The following is an 18,200-nucleotide window of genomic DNA, read 5'->3' on the forward strand; positions in this document are numbered from 1 at the left end:
AGGTCCGAGACATGACGCAGACCTACGACGTCATCATCATCGGCAGCGGACCCAATGGGCTCGCGATCGCCGCCTATCTCAGCAAGGCCGGGCAGAAGGTTCTGTTGCTGGAGAAGCGCCACGAAGCCGGCGGCGGTCTCGCGACCGAACAGGTCACGATCCCCGACTTCTACCACAACACGCACGCCGTCTACATGATGATGGTGGACTACGCGCCGGTGTACCGGGACTTCGGCTTCGAGGAGCGCGGCGTCCGACACATCTATCCGGAGCTGCAGGTGGCGCTGTCGCTCGCCGACGGCCGCGCGCTCGCGATCTACCGCGATCTCGAGCGGACCTGCGCGTCGATCGCCGCGTTCTCGAAGCGCGACGCGGACAGCTACCGCGACATGCAGCGCGAGCACGGCGAGCTAATGGAGAACATCCTTGCGCCGCAGACCTACGTGCCGATGGATGCCGCGCCGCTGATGGCCGCCAAAGCGGAGCTGACGGAGCTCGGCCGCGTGCTGTCCGCGTACACCGACAAGACTCCCGAGGAGATCGTCTGCGAGCGGTTCGAGGACGAGCACGTCCGGACCCTGATGCTCTACATGGCGTGTCATTGGGGTCTCGACTACGCGCAATCCGGCGTCAGCTACATGGTGCCGATCTATCTCGATCGGATGCGCCACTACCGCCTCACGGCGGGCGGGTCGCACCGGGCGGCGAGCGTGCTGCTCAGGGCGACCTTCGAGCACGGGGGACAGATCCGGACCACCGCTCAGATCCGGCGCATCATCGTGGAGAACGGCGCCGCCACGGGCGTAGAGCTGGAGGATGGCACGCAGTTCCTCGCGGCCAAGGCGGTGGTGAGCACCATCGACCCCCATCAGACGTTCTTGAGGTACGTCGGGGAGGACGCGCTCGATCGCGAGTTCGTCGAGATGATCAATCTGTGGCAGTGGGAAAAGTGGAGCCTCTGCGTTCAGCATCTGGCGCTGGCCGAGCCGCCGCGATTCAAGGCCGCCGAGTCCTGCCCCGATCTCGATCGCGCCTTCATCCACGTCCTCGGCTACGAGAGCCTCGCCGATCTGAAGGGACACTGGGATGCCATGAGCGCGGGAACCCTGCCGGCCCAGGCGGGATTCAACTGCTGCTTCCCGAGCGTTCACGATCCGTATCAGGCGCCGCCCGGTCGCGCGTCGGGGTTGCTCTCGCAGATGGCGCCGTTCGAGCTCTGCGACGGCGGCTCGGAACGCTGGCTGAGCCACCGGTTTCGCGAGGAGGCGGCCGAGCGGCAGATCGGCGTCCTGCAGCGCTACGCCCCCAACGTCACCAGGGACAAGGTACTCTGGACCTACCTCACGACGCCCGCGGACATCGAGAACAAGTTCGCGAACATGGTGCGCGGGAGCTACAAGCAGGGGGCCTATCACCCGCTGCAGATGGGCTACCTCAGGCCGAATCAGGAGTGCTCGCAGTATCGCACGCCCGTGGAGAACCTCTATCTCGGCGGTGCGAGCGTCGCTCCCGGGGGCATGGTGCTCTTCGGGCCCGGCTACAACTGTGCCAACGCCATCGCCGAGGATTTCGGCATCCAGAAATGGTGGACGGAGCCGGAGTACGTCACGGCGGCAAGAGAGAACGGGTACGTCTAATGCAGGAGCGTGTATGAGCAAGGACGAGCGGTTCGACATCGTCATCATCGGCGCCGGTCCCAACGGGATGGCGACGGCCGCCTATCTCGCCAAGTGCGGCCTCAGCGTGTGCGTGCTCGAGGAACGCACGGAATGCGGCGGGGCCTGCGAAACGCAGGAGCCGATCCCCGGCGTGCGCATCTATCCGCACGCGGTGCTGATGTACGCGTCGCCGGCGCCGGGATTCGATCAGCTGGAGCTGCACAAGTACGGCTTCCGCATGACCTGGTGGCCCGGATACGGCGCCAACGAAGATACCGCCGCGCTGGCATGCACCGACGGGTGGCGGCCGATTTCCGCCCAGGACAAGATGGGATGGGCGAAGATCGGCGGACTCCTCGGCTCACCGCCGTTCACGCGGGAGCTGATGCGCGCCACTTTCTGGTGTCCGCCGCATCCTCGCGGGGTCGAGGTCACGGACGACAACGTGCCGTACATGCAGGTGTACAAGCAGCACCAGCCCGACATGTACACGCACGAGCTCCGGGAGATGACGATGCTCGATCTCCTCGACGAGCACTGCGAGACCGAGCACTTCAAGGCCGCCATGGCCTTCGCGGCGTGGGCGTCCGGAGCCGCGGGCCACTGGGAAGGCGTCGCGATTCCGGCGGCGCTGTGCGTGCAACTCCTCACGATGCCGAACACCGGGCAGAACAGCATCCCGCGGGGCGGCCTGCACGGCTATTTCCACGCCATCCATCGCGCCGCCGTGCACAAGGGGGCGGTCGTCCGGACGTGTTGTCCGGTCGAGGAGATCATCATCGAGGACGGGCGGGCCGTCGGCGTGCGGCTGCGCGAGACCGCGGCGTGGGGCGGACGAACGATCCGCGCCAACAAGGCCGTGATCGCGGCGATCGACGTGCACCAGGCCTTCCTCAAGATGATCGGCCCACGGCACCTGGACCCCGGGTTCATCCAGAAGATCCGGGACATCAGCCTGAAGAACCAGACCCTCTACGTGTCCGTCTTCCACACCAAGACGCAGCTGCGATTGAAGCCGACGTGGGCCCGGGACGAACGCGTGACGGGACCCAACAAACAGCCGTTCCTCGGCATCTACCCCTGCGACTCGCGCGAGATCTACTACGAGAACGTCGCCGACGTGGACGGCCGCAAGGGACAACCGACGGTACCTCCGGAGCGTGCGATGTGGTTCCAGGCGCCGCCGCAGAACTTCGATCCGACCGACTGCCAGGCGAACTACCCGCCCTCACGCGGCTACATTTCGCAATCGTACGAGATGGCGGTCACGTCACCCGACTACCATCAAGAAGGGGAAGACGCGCCGGACAAGTACAAGGCCGAGATGGATGCGTACATGCGGAAGTCCTACGGCCAGATGCTGGACGGCCTCGAGGACGACAACGTCATCCACCATTGGAGTGCCACCGGTCGCGACGTGGAGTTCCGTAACTCCGGCATCATCGGCGGTACGTGGTGCGGCAGTCGCCACGACGAGGACCAGCTGTGGACGAATCGACCGATCCCCGAGTTGGCGCGCTACCGGACGCCGATCGAGGGGCTCTATCACGCGCATCAGACCTCGGGGCACCCCGGCGGGCTCTGCCTCATGGCCATTCCCTACAACCTGATGCACATCCTCATCGAGGACGGCATCGCCGAGCCTGGTGACTGGTGGTACGCGTCGCCCTGGTACATTCCGGAGCAGGGCAAGATTTCCGCGCGCCGCGGCTGACGCTCGAGAAGGACGAGGCCGACGATGCCAAATTTCAAGTACACCTCCGAGTTCACCTTCGACCCGAGCAATCCCTTCGGGCACATGCAGGAAGAGTTTCCGCGGGAGAGCGAGTTCGACGTCGTAATCATCGGCGCCGGTCCCAACGGTCTCATCGCCGGCGCCTACCTCGCCCGGGCGGGCCTGAGCGTCGCCGTCTGCGAGCGTCGCTTCGAGGCGGGTGGCGGTCTGGCCACCGAGGAGAACCTCTACCCCTGCTACTCCTCCAACCCGCACGTGCTCTACCACATGATGGTGGACTACATGCCGGCGATCCGGGACTTCGAGCTCGAAGCGCCCGCGGTGACGTGGATCAAGCCCAATCGCCAGACGGGGATGCTGTTCGAAGACGGCTCCTCCGTGCTCCTGGCCCGCATGACCCAGGACACCAAGGATTCGATCAGCAAGTATTCCTTCAAGGACGCCGGCACCTTCGGCCGGGTGATTCGCGATTGGCGGCGGATCGTCGACGACATCATCGCGCCCGCCACCTACATCCCGCCCATGGCGCCGATCGAGATCACCATGGCCATGCAACGCACCAAGGTCGGGCAGCAGATGCTGGAGCTCGGGGAGCTGAGCCCGTTGCAGCTCATCACGGAGACCTTCGAGCACGACAAGGTCCGTGCCCTGATGCTGTACGCGACCTGCATGTGGGGACTCGACCCGCGCGAGACCGGCCTCGGCTTCATGGTTCCGCTCATGCTCGATCGCGCCATGAACAAGTGTTACTGCTACGGCGGCTCCCACAAGTTCGGGAGCGCGCTGGCGCGACAGGTCGTAAAGTACGGCGGCGTGATCCTCGACGCCGCCACCGTCGACCGGATCATCGTCGAGAACGGCCGCGCGGTCGGCGTGCACATCGTGCACGAGGATCGCGTGCTGCGAGCCAAGGCGGTGATGTCCACGCTGGACCCGCATACGACGTTCCTCGACATGGTCGGCGAGGCGGCGCTGCCGACATCGCTCCGGGACGCGGTGAAGGGGTGGGCGTGGGACAAGTGGAGCTTCAACACCCTCCACATCGCGGCCGACGAGGCGCCCAAGTACGTCACCGACGATCCGTGGATCAACGAGGCGTTCGCCACCGTCGTCGGCATCGAGGGCGTCGAAAGCCTGCTCACCCACTGGGACAACGTCACGCAGGGCAGGCTCGACCTGAACAACTTCGGCGGCCACTCGACCTGCGAGAGCCTGTTCGATCCCACGCTGAGCGACCGTCCGGGAAAATTCGTCTCGATGTTCCAGATCCATGCGCCCTACGGGCTCGAGGGCGGCTGGGTGAATCGTCGCGACGAGATCAAGGCGGCCATGCTCGCCAAGTGGCAGAAGGCGGCGCCCAATCTCGCCGGCACGATCATCAGCACGGCGATGGAGGACCCCGAGGAAATCGAGATCCGCTTTCCGAACATGCGGCGCGGGTCGATCAAGCACGGCGACTATCGGCCCTTGCAGATGGGGTGCTACCGGCCCAATCAAGAGTGCTCGAGCACCGCCACGCCGATCGAAGGCCTCTACGTTTGCGGGGTCTCGACCTATCCCGGAGGCCTCGTCCTCGGTGGTCCGGGGTATCTCGGTGCCAACCGTGTGGCGGAGGATCTCGGCGTCCCGAAGTGGTGGAAGCCGACCCCGGTCATGGAACGGTACATCAAGACGTACCTCGAATGATGGATTCCACGGAGCGGACATCCCTTGCGGCGCAATTCGAGCGCCACGCGGACGAAGAGGGGAAGATCCTGGCGGAGTATCGCGTCCTCGCCGAGAAGCTCGGAAGCGGCGCCGCGGGGAACCTCGTGAGCCACATCTTGACCGAAGAGGAGCTCCATCACCTCCTCTTGCGGACCCTGGCGACGTGGCTGCGTGCGGCCCCCGCGGAGCACGCGCGCGCGATTCCACCGGAGGCCGATCGTGCCGAGTTGCTCCGCCTGACGAAGCTCCTCCGCAAGCACGAGCTCGAGACCATCGAGGCGTGCCGCGACACCCAGGCGCGATTGGCTGGTGCCGGCGACGACGGCGCAATCGTCGGCATCTTGCTGGAGGCCATGACCATGGATAGCGAGAAGCACCATCGGTTGCTCGGCGCCGTGGAGCGGATGCTGACGAGCTGAGGAGATCCGCCAATGGATGCACGGCACTACGACGCGATCGTGATCGGGAGCGGCCCCGGTGGCCTTTCGTGTGCGACGCTCCTCCAGAAGCGAGGCATCGCCACCCTGTTGGTCGAGAAGAACGGCTTCCTCGGCGGCAAGATGGTGAGCGTCAAGAAGGACGGCTACGCCTACGACCTCTTTCCTCACGGGCAGGTCCCCATGCGCCAGCCCGCCTTCGAGTCGATCTTCGTAGAGCTCGGTGTCGGTGACGAGTTCCGGCCGGCGCTGCAGCCCGACGACACGCGGGACGTCATCAAGATCTGCTACCGCCGCCGGGACTGGAAGGACTACAAGCTCGCCGCGCAGTCGCAGGCGATGACCGACGCCACCCCGTTCTTTCGGCTGTGGGAGATCGACGAAGAGGCCCAGCAAAAGGTCGTCGCGATCATGGCCGAGATCGCGACGATGCCCGACGAGCAGGTCGATACGCTCGACGGCGTCAGCATGCACGAGTTCCTGGCGCGCCGCGACACGCCGGAGGCGCTCTACAGCTACATGGCGTTTCACGCCAACGCGTCGCTTGCCGAGCCGATCGATCTCGTGGCGGCATCGGAGCAGATTCGCATCCTCAAGCAGATCATGCTGCAGGGAGGAGGCGGCCAATACAAAGGCGGCTTCGGCTTGCTCACCGACGTCATGGCGCGCGAGTTCGAAAAGAACGGCGGTGTCATCGTCCGCAGCGCCAAGGTCGAGAAGATCATCGTCGAGGACGGCGCCGTCACCGGCGTGACGACGACGAAGGGGACGTTCGCGGCACGGGTCGTGGTGAGCAGCGCCGGCATCCAGCCGACGGTCCTGAAGCTGGTCGACGCGCAGCACTTCGATCGCAGCTACCTGAACTACATCAAGGGACTGGCTCCCGGCTGGGGATTCACCAGCATCCGCTACTTCCTGAACAAGCCCGTCATGGACGTACCCATGTACGTCGCCTACTCGGACGACAGTTGGTGGAACATGGAGCGCTTCCGGCGCGTCAAGGAGGGTCGGATTCCCGACGAGGTGATCCTCTTCATGTGCAACCACTCTTTCTACGACGAAGAGGCGGCGCCGCCCGGCAAGCAGGTCCTGGTTTCCGGGACCATCTGCTCACCCAATCCCGAAGCCGAGGAGATCGCGGGATTGTGGAAGCGCATGGACGAGCAGATGGTGAAGTTCTTTCCGGAGATCTGGAACGCGATCGAACGCAAGGAGTACGCCGGGCCGCGCGACATCAGCAAGATGACCCGCGACGGCGTGCTCCCCGGTCAGGGCGGCGAGTGCGTCGGCCTCGGGCAGATCGTCGGCCAGTGCGGCAAGATGAAGCCCGACCCGGCCGCACCCATTCGCGGCCTCTACTACGCGGGAGCCGATGCCGGTGGTGCCGGTATGGGCACGCATCAGGCGGCCTGTTCGGGGATCGAGGTGGCGCGGTTGGTCGGACACTTTCTCAACAAGCTCCACAAGACCCAGTAATCCCGTTCGGATTGCGAACAGAGCGAGGTGTGAGATGGCAGAGACATCGTACGACGTGATCGTGATCGGAGCGGGCTTCGGCGGCAGTGCGTGCGCCGGTCTGCTGGCAAAGCGCGGGCTCCGGGTCCTCCTCGTCGAGAAGAACGCCAGGGCCGGCGGCAAGGCGATGAGCCTCAGCAAGCACGGCTTCACCTACACCGCGTGGGTCGTCATCGGCGCCCCGGTGATCGGCAACCTCTACGAGGCCGTAGCGAAGGAGCTCGGCGTGGAGGATCTCGTCCAACTGGTCACGCCCGGCGCTCCCGCGAGCCTCTACAAAACCTCGTCGGGCGCGTACACGCGGGTGCCCGACATGCCCGTCGGACAGACCGACCCGATGCAGATCTTCGACTGGCTCGAGGTCGCGCCCGCCGATCGGGATGCGGCCCTGATGTTCTTCGCCGGACTGACGATGATGCCGCCCGAGGAGATCGCGAAACTCCACGGCGTCAGCTTCCAGGACTGGATCGAACGTCAGCACATTCCGCGTTCGCTCTACGCGTTCCTGGTGAGCAATTGCTGCGACGGCATGTTCATGGTGCCGGTCGACCAACTGGATGCGGCGGAGGCCATCGCGAGCCTGCAGGACATGTTTCTCCGGCACGGAGGCATGTTCTGTCGAGGCGGCTTCGGCCGTGTCGCCGAGGCGTATTGCGAGGCGGTGCGCCGCTTCGGCGGCACCGTGCTGATGAAGACCAAGACCGAACGCATCCTCGTGGAGGACGGCGCGGTCGCCGGGGTCGTCACCAGCGCCGGGACGTTCCGCGCCCCGATCGTCATCAGCAACGCCGGCCTGCAGCCGACGGTCCTGAGATTGCTCGGCGAGCGAGACTGTCCGCCCGAATACCGGGAATACGTCGAGCGTCTGGTCCCCTCGTGGTCGCTGCTCGGGTATCGCTATTTCCTGCGCCGACCGGTGATCGATGCCGCGTTCGGCGTGGTGTTCTCGGACACCAGCCCGTGGACTCTCGATCGGCTCGAGAAGGCGCATGCCGGCCAGGCCTCACGTGAAGGCGTCGTCTACTTCGAGGTTCCATCGAACTACGATCCGGAAGCGGCTCCCGCCGGCAAGCAGATGGTGCTGACGGGCTCCTTCTGCCCGCCGAGTCCGCAGATGACGCGCGCGGAGATCGAGGCCTGGGCCCAGGCCGGGGAGGACGTGATCTTCAAGGCGTTCCCCGCGCTGGAAGACGCCATCGAGGAGAAGGAGCTCTACACGCCGAAGGACGTCTCCAACCTCACGCGCGAGTCCGCGATCCATGGCCACGGCGGCGAGACCATCGGCCTCGGGCAGATCGTCGGCCAGTGCGGGCCGAGCAAGCCGTCCATCCAGGCTCCGGTTCGCGGCCTGTTCGTCGTCGGCTGCGACGCCGGTGGAAGTGGCGTCGGGACGCAGCAGGCGATCGCCTCGGGGAGGAACGTCGCTGAGGCCGTGTTCCGCCACCATCACGCGTCGCGGGCCGCGTGATGGTCCGGCGCGATGGTCAATCCACCGGCACGGGCTTCGGGCTCACCGTTCTCCAGCCGCCACGTCAGTGCCGACGCCGCTGGTCACAGCAACGTCGGCACTGGCGGTAGCAGGTAACCGGTGCCGAAGGTCCCGAGTGCTTCGGCGAAGAAGATCAGCCGGGTCGCGCGCGGGGGAAAGACGAACGAGGTGAAGCGGATGCTGCCGCTCGAGCCGCCGACGTCGGCGCCCACGACCGTCGCGAGGTTGGTCACCACGACGCCCGTCGCCGTGAATCCGGTGTCGGCGATCGTGGATCCGTCGGCGCCCGCGGCGAAGACGTTCCAGTCCGTCGCGCCGACCTGCGCGCGGAGCGGCAGGCCCGAGACATCCTCGAAGTTCACGAAGATGAGCTGGTCGCCCCCGAGATCCGAGGAGGCGAGATCGTCCGGGTTGTAATAGGCGGAGAGATCGAGGCCACTCGGGAGGATCGGCCGCAGCGAGACCATCTGGTTGTCGATGGTGGCGCCGAAGTCGGGAAAGCTGTCGTCGGCGTTCACGGCCGAGCGCGCCGCGGCGGGGGCGCCCCACGCCGAGCCGGTCGCGAGATTCGCGACCGTGAAGTTGCCGGTGAGGGCGGCGCTCACGATGGCCGTCCCGACCTCGTTCACGCCGGTTGCGAAGGCGGCGCCGGCCTGCGCGGGGAGACCGCTCGCGCGCAGCTCGCCGACGTCGAGCACGCGGAGCCCGAACGCGGGCAGGGTGATCGTGTGGGCGAACGGCACACCGTCGAAGCCGGGCGCGTAGAAGAGCACCGTGACCGTCAACTCGCCCGGCATGACGTTCCGCACGGTGAGAAACGTGGTGAAGTTCTCTCGCGCGTCGTAGTAGAAGACCAGCTGGTCGCCCTGGGTATCGGGCCGCTCGAGCGCCGCCGGCGCTGGAGGGATGAATGCTTCGACCTGCGAGGTCCATCCCAGGAGCCACCACGCCACGAGGGCCAACACCGTCCGTCTCCGCATACCGCCTCCTCGCCGATGGAGTGTCCGTGAAGCGCCCCCGCTGCCGTCGCCGGGCGGCTGCGGACACGCCTTCACGGATCTCGAACAGCCCTAACCGAGCACGTCCCCGGCGTCTAGTGAGATGAGGTCCATCATGCTTCGGGCTGACGTTCTTCGCGATGGCGGCGATGCTCTTTCGGCTCACCCCGAGTGCGAGTAGAGCCACAAGCCAAACAAGGCCGCGCTCAGGAGCACCAAGGCCTCACAGCAAGCGATGAAGACGATGAGGCGCTCCCCCGTCCGGGCCTTCGGTTCGTCCGGATCGAGCAGGAAGCCGCGTTCCGTACGCTCGACTCCGAACCAACGCGACCATCGGCTTCCCGCCATGCCGCGGTCCTACCCGGAGCCGCCGACGGAATCCGCGGCGCGGACGTCCACGCCGTACGTCGGCGCGAGCCGCTTCACCGCTGCGCGGCGGCCGACGCCTGCAGGCCCGACGCCGGCTCGTAGGCGAGCACCTCGACCAGGAGGACCCGCCGGCGGGTCGTGCCGACGGTCCGGCGATAGCGGACGAGCCGCCCCGTTTCGGGGTCGAACTCGGCGCGCAGGTCGACCGCCGGCGTGTCGCCGACCGCCTCGATGGTCGTCCAGCGGAGATCGGTCTGTAGCAGGTCGAAGATCCCCTGGACCGAGTAGTCGTCGCGCTCCCGGTCGGCGCCGCCGACCGGGTGGCCGTCGCGGGTGCGCTTCACGAGGGTGCCGCCCGCCACCTCGATCTCCCATACCTCCACCGGAGCGCGTGGCGGCCGCACCCGCACGACCGCGCGATAGGAGCTGGAACCGTGCGCCTGCCAGCGCTGGCGGGCCGCCGCCAGCGACGCCTCGGTCAACGGCTCCATCGGGGGCGGCCCGAGCAGTGAGCAGCCGGCGAGCAGCAGCAGGACGGCTCCCCATGCCGTCCTTGCCCGCCGGCTGGTCGTCGCGTGACCAGGGCGTGCCGTGCCTGAGTCGGTCACGCGAACCTCCTTACTTCACTTCAGGACGTCAGGGCGTGCTCGATCTCTTCCTCGTGGGCGGCCCAGTCCTTCTCGTAGACCGTCCATTCGCCTTCCTCGAGCTCGAGCTCACGAACGAGCACGCGGCCCCTCGACAGGATGAACCAGAGGAGAGGCAGGACGCCGCCGAAGAGGAAGATGACCCCTCCGATCGTGCGCAGCCAGGTCAACTTCACCCACACGGGGCCGGTCACGAAGTCGTTGGTCCGGGCGTACCAGAACCCGTGCGTCACGACCGCCGCCATCTGATACAGACCGACGGGAAACAGATCGAGCACCATCATCAGCACGAGTCCAGCCTGGAGCGACCAGAAACTCGTCCGGAGGAGCTTCTCGTTCCAGGCGGCGCGCGGGAACAAGTGCTGGCAGCAGAACAGTACGCCAGCCAGGGCGATGTTGCCCTTCACCCCGAACATCGCGGCGTGGGCATGATTGTGCGTCAGGTACGTCCCGTGCTCGAAGTAGTTCACGATCGGAAGGTTGATCAATGAGCCGAAGACCCCCGCGCCGACGATGTTCCAGAAGTTGCATGCGAGGATGAACAGCCACACGCCTTCCATCACGAATTTCTGCTTCCCTTGGGCCCTGTGCTCGCCCGCCCGGAGCTTCTCGTTCCGCATGCGCCACGCGTCCAGCGTCATCAGCAGGAGGGGCAGCACCTGCATGGTGGAGAAGACGCTCCCGAGCGCGATGATGCCCGTCGGCTTGGCGATCCAGTAGAAGTTGTGGGAAATGCCGACGATCGCCGTGATCAGAAACATCATCACGGCCAAGAAGATGACCCGTTCCGCCATGGAGCGGTTCAACAGTCCCATCTGCACGAGCAGATAGGCGACGATGCAGGTCGTGAACACCTCGAACGTGACCTCGACCCACATGTGCACGGTCATCCAGCGCCAGTAGTCCGTGATGGCGAAGTTCCCGCTCGGCGTCGCGCCGAGCCCGAAGAACAGGAACAACACCATGATGCCGCTGCCGTAGAACAGCCATGCTGGCACCGACCACATGTTCTGCTTCGTGATCCACGGCCGCACGCCCCGGTAGATGATCGCGATCCAGAGTACGAACGAGGCGAGCATCAGGATGTGCCAGAAGCGGCCGAGCTCCATGAACTCCCAGCCCTGGCTCCCGAGCCAGTACGACGCGGTGTCGCTCATGTATCCCATGTGTCCGAAATAGATGCCGAACAGCGCGCCGGCGCCGACGATCACGCAGAGCGCGAACAGCAAATTGATCAAGAAGCGCTGCCCGTTCGGTACGCGCGAGAGCCGCGGCAAGAAGAAAATCGTGTAGCCGACCCAGCACATGAAGAACCAGTAGATCTGCAGGATCGTGTGCCACGCTCTGGTCACCGTGAAGGAGAAGGGGACGCCGAGAACCTTGACGATCGCCGTCCCGGGTCCGCCGCTGACGAAGTCCTCGGCGCTCAGGATGCCGGCGAGGACCTGGGCCAGGAAGAGGATCACGGCGAACGCGAAGAACTTGTAGGTGGCGCGTTGCGTGGGTCGAACGAACTCGTAGCCGCGCTCCAGCTCCGCGGTCGTCAGCGTTCCGCCGTTGGCGCCGTTGAACGGATCGCCGGGCAACTCCTTCATCTGGCCGTAGACGTAGAGCACCAGCATCGCCCCCGCGAACAGCACCAGGATCGACAGGAAGCTCCACATCACGGTCGGCGTGGTCGGCACGTTCCCGGCGTCGGGATCGTACGGCCAGTTGTGCGTGTAGCTGTAGGGCTCACCCGGCCGCTTGGCGCCGGAGACCCAGCCGCCCCAGAAGAAGTATGCGGAGAGCGCCCGCAGGTCGTTCGGGTCGGTGATGTAGTTCGCCAACCGGAACTTCGCCGGATACGTCGGGTCCGTGAACACCCGCGCATAGTGCGTCTGCAGATCCTGATACGCGCGGATCTGGGCGTCGTTGATGCGGATGACGCCCGCGGCCTCGTCGTAGCCGTTCTCCTTGATCTCGCGCTGCACCCGCACCGCGATCGCGTCGCGGTCGGTTTGGCTCGAGGTGCCGCCGCTCGCCGCTTGGGCCTCGTAGAACGACCGCATGGAGACGACCGTGTGGTGCAGGGCCTCGGCGGTGAAGTCCGGTCCCCGTTCCGCGCCGTCGCCCCAGAACGATCCCCAGGACATCAGGCCGCGGATGTGGAACAGCTCCTGTCCGCGCAGGATGTCGGAGAGCGGGATCACCTCCTTGCCGGTGCTGGCCGACACGAACGGAACGCGCGGCGGAGCGCTGCCGTACGTCCAGGTGCCGAGAGCGATCAACCCGAGCAGGCTGACCGCGGTGACGATCGCGAATTGGGTCAGCCAATTCGGCTTGGCGAGCATCCATTTGCCGAGGTTCTGCCTCGTCCGGGAGTTTCGGGTGCGTGCTTTCACGTCAGTGTGCATGTGATGATCCTCCTCACGTGTGCGTCACTGTGGCGGGGCTCACGACGCGAACGCCGTGGGCACCTCGGCGGCGCCGTTGAAGAAGCGCTGCAGGCTCTGGTTGTACCGATAGAAGGCGTCTACCTCGAGTTGATCCGGTCCGCTGACGCGCATCGGATCGTCGGGGAACGTCAGGTAGTTGAGCGTGTGCGTGAGGTCGGGCCCGGCGTTGGCGCGGATGTTCTCGATCATCTCGCGCCAGGTCTCGAGCGAGGCCTCGAGCACGAAATGCTCGGACGTCGCTTCCTTCAGGTTGGCCAGCTTCCGCACCGAGGATGTCTTGAAGCCGTCGAACCCGACCTCGTAGAGCTGCGTGCCCGCGGGAGCCTCGACCTGGACCACCATCGTGCACTCGAGGGGGCCGAGTTCGCGGTACCCTGCTTCGTCCTGGTCCATGCGGCGCGCGAGCGCCTCGAACCACTGCGTCGACGGAAACAGCGTCGTGTCGGTCATGGGATGGTCTCCTCCTAGGCAGCGAGATCTTCGTACGGGATCTCTTTGGGTATGGTCAGGCGCGGCTCGCGATCGAGCCCCGCGATCTCGAGGCGACGCAGGTATTCCTTCACCTGCTTGGCGTAGATGAACGCCATGCGCTGCATGCCGAGCTCGATGTTGGCGAGCCCGCCGCCCGCGAGGATCGCGCGCGGCTCCGACGTTTGCGGTTCGAGCGTGAGCGTGAAGATCGCCTGCTCGCCGAGGTCGAGGATCTTGTGCACCTGCTCGGCGCGGTCGGGATGGCGCTCGAGGAAGTACTTGAGGTGCTTCACGCCGTAGGCGACGTGGCGCGCCTCGTCCTGCATGCAGAGGCGGAAGATCGCCTTCTCAACCTCGGTCGGGGCGAGGAACTCACCCTGGCGGAAGAGTGTGAGGACGAAGCCCTCGCCGAAGATGTGCATGAGGGCGCTCGCGGTCGTGTAGTCCGGCGCCTCGAGGATGGTCGCGAGGAGCTCCTCCTGGCCGGGCGACGCCATCAGGAGGCCGCCGCCGTTGGCGAGCGCGCGCTTGCGGAAGACGTCGAGGTGGCGCGCTTCGTCGAAGATCTGGCTCGCGAGGAAGAGTTTCACCTCGTGGAAGTCGTGGTTGATCCGGCAGAGCCACTTGGCCGGCATGTCGCCGGCGACGAACTCGACCTCGGTCAAGCCCGTGCACATCTGGCAGACGGCGCGCTCGATGTCGTCGGGGAGCTTCTGGAGCTTGTCCCACGGGACGTCGGTGACCGAGTTCCACTGCCGAACGACGGCCTCGTCGTAGAGCAGGCCGGCGTTTTCCGCCCAGACCTCGGACATCTCGTTCATCGTGTACATGGGGAGGGACCGGGTGCCGGGCGGCACTTCGCAGCCGCGCGGTGCCATGCTGCCGTGCTCCGAGCCGTGCTCGGGCACCTGTCCGTAGTAGCCCGTCTCGATGTCGCGCATACGGAGCCCCGTGGGGCCCGCCGTGGCCTGGTGTCCCCATCCCGCGGGATTGGCCTGCATCCATTTCAGGTCGAAGTTGCCCTTCGCCATGTCTCGCATGCGGTCGAGTCCGACTTCGACGGTCGGGGTGTATTTCCCTGGGGGGTAGTTGCTCATCGTGGCCTCCTGTTAGTGTGTGCGTTGACCGCCGCCGCGGCGCGCCGCCGCGAGAGCAGGATGTCTGCAGGGTCCAGCGTACGGATCACTGTGCAGCCTTCCTACCGGTTGGACGGCTGCGCGGGATGACGTCGGTCATGGTTCACGATGACGCATCGCCACGGGGTGGCCGACACGGGGCAAGGAGGACTCCGTGGCGGTCCGTGGTCAGGTCATCCCGCCACTCCCGACGCGAACGGCGCCCCCGTGCCCCCGCCGATGCCGTGCTCGGTGCGCCGGATGATCTCGTCCTGCATCTCGGGTGTGAGGTCGCCGAAGTAGGCGCAGTAGCCAGAGATGCGGACGAGCAGGTGTGGATGCCGCTCGGGGTGGGCGCGGGCTTCACGCAGGACCGCGGTGTCGAGGACGTTCGTCTGGAGCTGCATGCCGCCGCGACGGAAGTAGGCGCCGAGCAGGGCGACGAACGCGGCGCGTCCGGTGTGACCGCGGAGCGTGTGCGGATCGAAGCGCGCGTTCAGGTTGGCGCCGTTCCGGACGCGGCCGAAGTCGATGCGGTTCACCGAGTTGAAGAGGGCCGTCGGCCCCGCGCGGTCCATGCCGTCGGCGGGTGCGATGCCCGACGCGAAGGGCGCGCCGCGACGGCGGCCATTGGCCGACGCACCCGTCCGGCTGCCGAAGTACTGGTGCGTCGTCATCGAGTAGAGCCCGGTGGTGTAGGGGCCGCCACGTGTGTTGGCGTACGCGCCGAGCGCGCGGGTGAAGGCGTCGACGACGTACGCGGTCCACGCGTCGGTCTCGGGCCGGTCGTTGCCGAACTTCTCGAGTCGGCGGAGGTATCCGCACAGCTCGTCGTCGGGCAGGTCGCGCTTCAGCTGATCGACGAGCGCGGGCAGCCCGAGCCGCTCGTCCGCGAAGACGGCACGCGCGATCGCGTGGAGGCTGTCGCCGGTGTCGCTGGCGCCGACGCCCTGGATGCCCGACCCGTTGTAGACGGCGCCCCCGGCCGTCGAGCACGTGCCTTGCTCGACGCACCCCGCGAGCAACATGCTGGTGAGGGGCGTCGGGTGGAACTTCCGGTGCGCGCGCTCGACGGCCTGCAGATCGCGCACCAGGCGGTCGACCTGGAAGGCGAGCTGAGTCTCGAAGGCCGCGCGCACGTCGTCCATCGTTCGCAGCCGCGACGGGTGCGGCGTGCGTGGGCCGCTGCGGCGGCGCATGCCGAAGCGCCGCCCCTCGTTCAGCGCCAGCTCGAGGACGATCGGGAGATTGAAGAGCGCCGCGTCCGTCGAACCGAACGTGCGGCCCGGCGCGATTGGCTCGACGCACCCGCAGATCGCGTAGTCGTGGGCGTCGTCGTCGGCATAGCCGTTTGCTCGGAGCGCGGGGACGATGACGGCATCGTTGTAGAGCGCCGGAGCGTTGGCGCCGCCGCAGAGCACCTCGGCGACGCGCTCGACGTAGGCGCGTGGCGCCTCCGCGTGCAGGCGCGCGTGGAAGTTCGGTTGGCGCATGCGGAGCTCGTCGGCGAGCTCGAGGAGGACGTAGGTGAGCTCGTTGGTCGCGTCCCGTCCGGCGCGGTCGGTCCCGCCCATCGTGACGGCCTGGCCGCTCATGAGGCCGCCGTGCATGCGGGTCGCGGTCTCGGAGAACACCGGCACGACCTCGCAGAGCTTGATCGCGAACGCCGCCAGCCACTCCTTGGCGCCCTCGCGGTCGAGGACGCCGCGCGCGCGGTCGCGCAGGTAGTAGGGCATCAACAGCTGATCGAGGCGCCCCGGACTGATGCCGTTGTCGAGGCTCTCGAGGTTGAGGGCGATCTGGGCGAACGTGATCGACTGCACGGCCTCGACGAACGACCGCGCGCCGAAGCGCGGCACGCGGCGGCAGGTCGCGGCGACGAGGCCGAGCTCTGCGCGCCGCGCCGTGTCCGTCTCGTGGGCGGCGAGCCGTTCCGCGACCGGGGCGTAGCGCTCGCCGAAGCGCGCGAGGGCGTCGGCGATGATGGCGACGCCTTCGAGGAACGCCCATTGCTCGGACGCGGGCCCGTGGAGCTGCTGGGCGGCGCGCGCCTCCTTCGCGATGCCGTCCGTGCCGATCGCGATCAGCTTCGCGTAGTCGGGCACGACGTGCGCGATGCCGGCGAGCTCGTTCAGCACGTAGTGCCGCGGCGCGAGCTGCTCGCGCAGGAAGGAGGCCTTGTTCCACGGCGAGCGGTAGACGCGGAACCCGAGCATGCGCGGCGCCCAGAACGGCATGATGCGCTGCAGGGCGGCGATCTCGTCGCGGCTCACCGCCAGCGGGTTCACGCGCCGATGGGGAAAAGTCGCGATCTCGCGCAGCATCGCCACGCCGTGCAGCTCGGGATAGATGGCGCCGCCGACGCGCTTCGACGAGAAGTTGCCGACCACGAGCTCGTCCGGGTGGATGCGGACCTGTTTTTTCGCGAGCACGTGCGCGAGCGCCTCCGCGGCCTGGATCGCGCGCGGTTTCGCCCGGTTGCCGCGGTCCGCGAAGTATTCCGTCCAGAGGAGGGCGCGTTCGGGGCACACGGCCGGGGCGGCCTGCTGGACGGCGTCTTTCAGGCGCGCGATGCGCGACGGGGAGACGGAGGCGGGGCGGAGCTCAGTCGCAGACGACGACATCGATGCCTTCCTTTCCGAAATGCCGGGCGAATGGGGCGAGCGCGGCCGGGTCGAGGCGCGGACGGCCGAGCGGCGCCAGGATGGGCGCGAGGCGCGGAAGCTTGGCCTCGCCGAAGTCGTGGTACGGGAGGCAGCGCAGCGTGCGGTGTCCGTGGCGCGCAAGGAAGCGGGCCGTCGCTCGGACGTTGTCCGGGTCGTCGTTCAGCCCCGGGATCACCGGCATGCGCGGCTCGACGGCCACCTCGCTCGCGACGAGGCGCGCGAAATTGCGGAGGATGCGCTCGTTGCCCGCACCGGTCAGGCGCGCGTGCGCTGCGCTGTCCATGTGCTTCAGGTCGAACTGGACGAGGCCGACCCAAGGGAGGAGCGCCGCGACCTCGCGCCAGCGGAAGAGGCCGCAGGTCTGGAGCACGACGTGGATGCGTTCGGCCGCGAGGCGCGGCAGTAGCGCGCCGAGGTAGCCGGCGTGGATCGTCGGCTCGCCGCCCGAGAGCGTGACGCCGCCGCCCGACTCCGCGAAGTAGTCCCGGTCCTTCACGACCTCGGCGACGAGCGCGTCGACGGTGTAGCGGCGGCCGATCACCCGCAGCGCCTCGTGGCCGCACGCGTCGGCGCAGCGCCCGCACGCGTCGCAGCTCGCAAAGTCGATGCGGCGGTCTGGTCCCGACACGATCGCGCCACGCGGGCAGGCGGCGGCGCAGCGCCGCTCGCCGGCGCAGCGGTCCGGGTGGAACGCGATTTCCGGTTCGCGCCGGATCGCTTCCGGATTGTGGCACCAGGCGCAGCGCAAGATGCAGCCCTTGAAAAAGACCGTCGTCCGGATGCCGGGGCCGTCGTGCAGCGAGAAGCGTTGGATGTCGACGACGACGGGAAGCTCGTCCATCCCCACCAGGCTACCGATCGGTCGGATGGGCTGCATGACGTAGGTCAGCGTGACGGCTGACGTTTGCGGGTCGCTCGGCCGGGACGAGCGACGCCGGGACGACGGCGAACCAGT

14 protein-coding genes are annotated in these 18,200 nt (G+C 67.1%); 6 read left to right on the top strand and 8 right to left on the bottom strand.

Annotated features, from left to right (window positions below; genetic code table 11):
- Nucleotides 1–11 precede the first annotated feature (11 nt).
- Genes IT293_16430 through IT293_16455 form a run of 6 tightly spaced genes read left to right on the top strand, consistent with a single transcriptional unit; the run spans nucleotide 12 to nucleotide 8,520 of the window.
- A complete protein-coding gene (locus IT293_16430) occupies nucleotides 12–1,637 on the top strand; it encodes an NAD(P)/FAD-dependent oxidoreductase (protein ID MCC6766248.1) in 1,626 nt (541 codons plus the stop codon).
- Nucleotides 1,638–1,650: 13 nt separating this feature from the next.
- On the top strand, nucleotides 1,651–3,372 hold the full coding sequence (locus tag IT293_16435; GenBank protein ID MCC6766249.1) for an NAD(P)/FAD-dependent oxidoreductase: 1,722 nt from the start codon (nucleotides 1,651–1,653) through the stop codon (nucleotides 3,370–3,372).
- 24 nt (nucleotides 3,373–3,396) lie between these two features.
- Nucleotides 3,397–5,079 (top strand): NAD(P)/FAD-dependent oxidoreductase, encoded by a 1,683-nt coding sequence (locus IT293_16440; protein MCC6766250.1) that lies wholly within the window; start codon nucleotides 3,397–3,399, stop codon nucleotides 5,077–5,079.
- Complete coding sequence (locus IT293_16445; protein ID MCC6766251.1) at nucleotides 5,076–5,519, top strand: hypothetical protein; 444 nt, start codon at nucleotides 5,076–5,078, stop codon at nucleotides 5,517–5,519. Before IT293_16440 ends, IT293_16445 begins: the two co-directional genes overlap by 4 nt.
- A gap of 12 nt (nucleotides 5,520–5,531) precedes the next feature.
- Nucleotides 5,532–7,013, top strand: a complete 1,482-nt coding sequence (locus tag IT293_16450; GenBank protein ID MCC6766252.1) for an NAD(P)/FAD-dependent oxidoreductase — start codon at nucleotides 5,532–5,534, stop codon at nucleotides 7,011–7,013.
- 34 nt (nucleotides 7,014–7,047) lie between these two features.
- Nucleotides 7,048–8,520, top strand: coding sequence for an NAD(P)/FAD-dependent oxidoreductase (locus IT293_16455; GenBank protein ID MCC6766253.1), 1,473 nt, complete (start codon nucleotides 7,048–7,050; stop codon nucleotides 8,518–8,520).
- An 83-nt stretch (nucleotides 8,521–8,603) separates the two neighbouring features.
- Here IT293_16455 and IT293_16460 read toward each other — a convergent pair whose 3' ends face one another.
- The 8 genes from IT293_16460 to IT293_16495 form a co-directional block, all read right to left on the bottom strand.
- On the bottom strand, nucleotides 8,604–9,521 hold the full coding sequence (locus IT293_16460; protein MCC6766254.1) for a hypothetical protein: 918 nt from the start codon (nucleotides 9,519–9,521) through the stop codon (nucleotides 8,604–8,606).
- A gap of 180 nt (nucleotides 9,522–9,701) precedes the next feature.
- Complete coding sequence (locus IT293_16465; GenBank protein ID MCC6766255.1) at nucleotides 9,702–9,887, bottom strand: hypothetical protein; 186 nt, start codon at nucleotides 9,885–9,887, stop codon at nucleotides 9,702–9,704.
- 74 nt (nucleotides 9,888–9,961) lie between these two features.
- Entirely contained in the window at nucleotides 9,962–10,516 is a 555-nt protein-coding gene (locus IT293_16470) for a hypothetical protein (protein MCC6766256.1), read from the bottom strand.
- A 20-nt stretch (nucleotides 10,517–10,536) separates the two neighbouring features.
- On the bottom strand, nucleotides 10,537–12,951 hold the full coding sequence (locus IT293_16475) for a cbb3-type cytochrome c oxidase subunit I (protein MCC6766257.1): 2,415 nt from the start codon (nucleotides 12,949–12,951) through the stop codon (nucleotides 10,537–10,539).
- Between the two features lie 39 nt (nucleotides 12,952–12,990).
- Nucleotides 12,991–13,443: a hypothetical protein gene (locus IT293_16480; GenBank protein ID MCC6766258.1), complete on the bottom strand. Its 453-nt coding sequence runs from the start codon at nucleotides 13,441–13,443 to the stop codon at nucleotides 12,991–12,993.
- Between the two features lie 14 nt (nucleotides 13,444–13,457).
- Nucleotides 13,458–14,561, bottom strand: a complete 1,104-nt coding sequence (locus tag IT293_16485) for a ferritin-like domain-containing protein (GenBank protein MCC6766259.1) — start codon at nucleotides 14,559–14,561, stop codon at nucleotides 13,458–13,460.
- Nucleotides 14,562–14,773: 212 nt separating this feature from the next.
- A complete protein-coding gene (locus IT293_16490) occupies nucleotides 14,774–17,203 on the bottom strand; it encodes a formate acetyltransferase (protein ID MCC6766260.1) in 2,430 nt (809 codons plus the stop codon).
- The gene (locus IT293_16495) at nucleotides 17,184–18,122 is read right to left on the bottom strand and encodes a glycyl-radical enzyme activating protein (protein MCC6766261.1); all 939 of its coding nucleotides are present in this window, start codon (nucleotides 18,120–18,122) and stop codon (nucleotides 17,184–17,186) included. The genes IT293_16490 and IT293_16495 overlap by 20 nt, the downstream gene beginning before the upstream one ends.
- Nucleotides 18,123–18,200: the final 78 nt, after the last annotated feature.

The sequence above is a fragment of the Deltaproteobacteria bacterium genome, assembly GCA_020848745.1.
GTDB lineage: Bacteria > Desulfobacterota > Binatia > UTPRO1 > UTPRO1 > UTPRO1.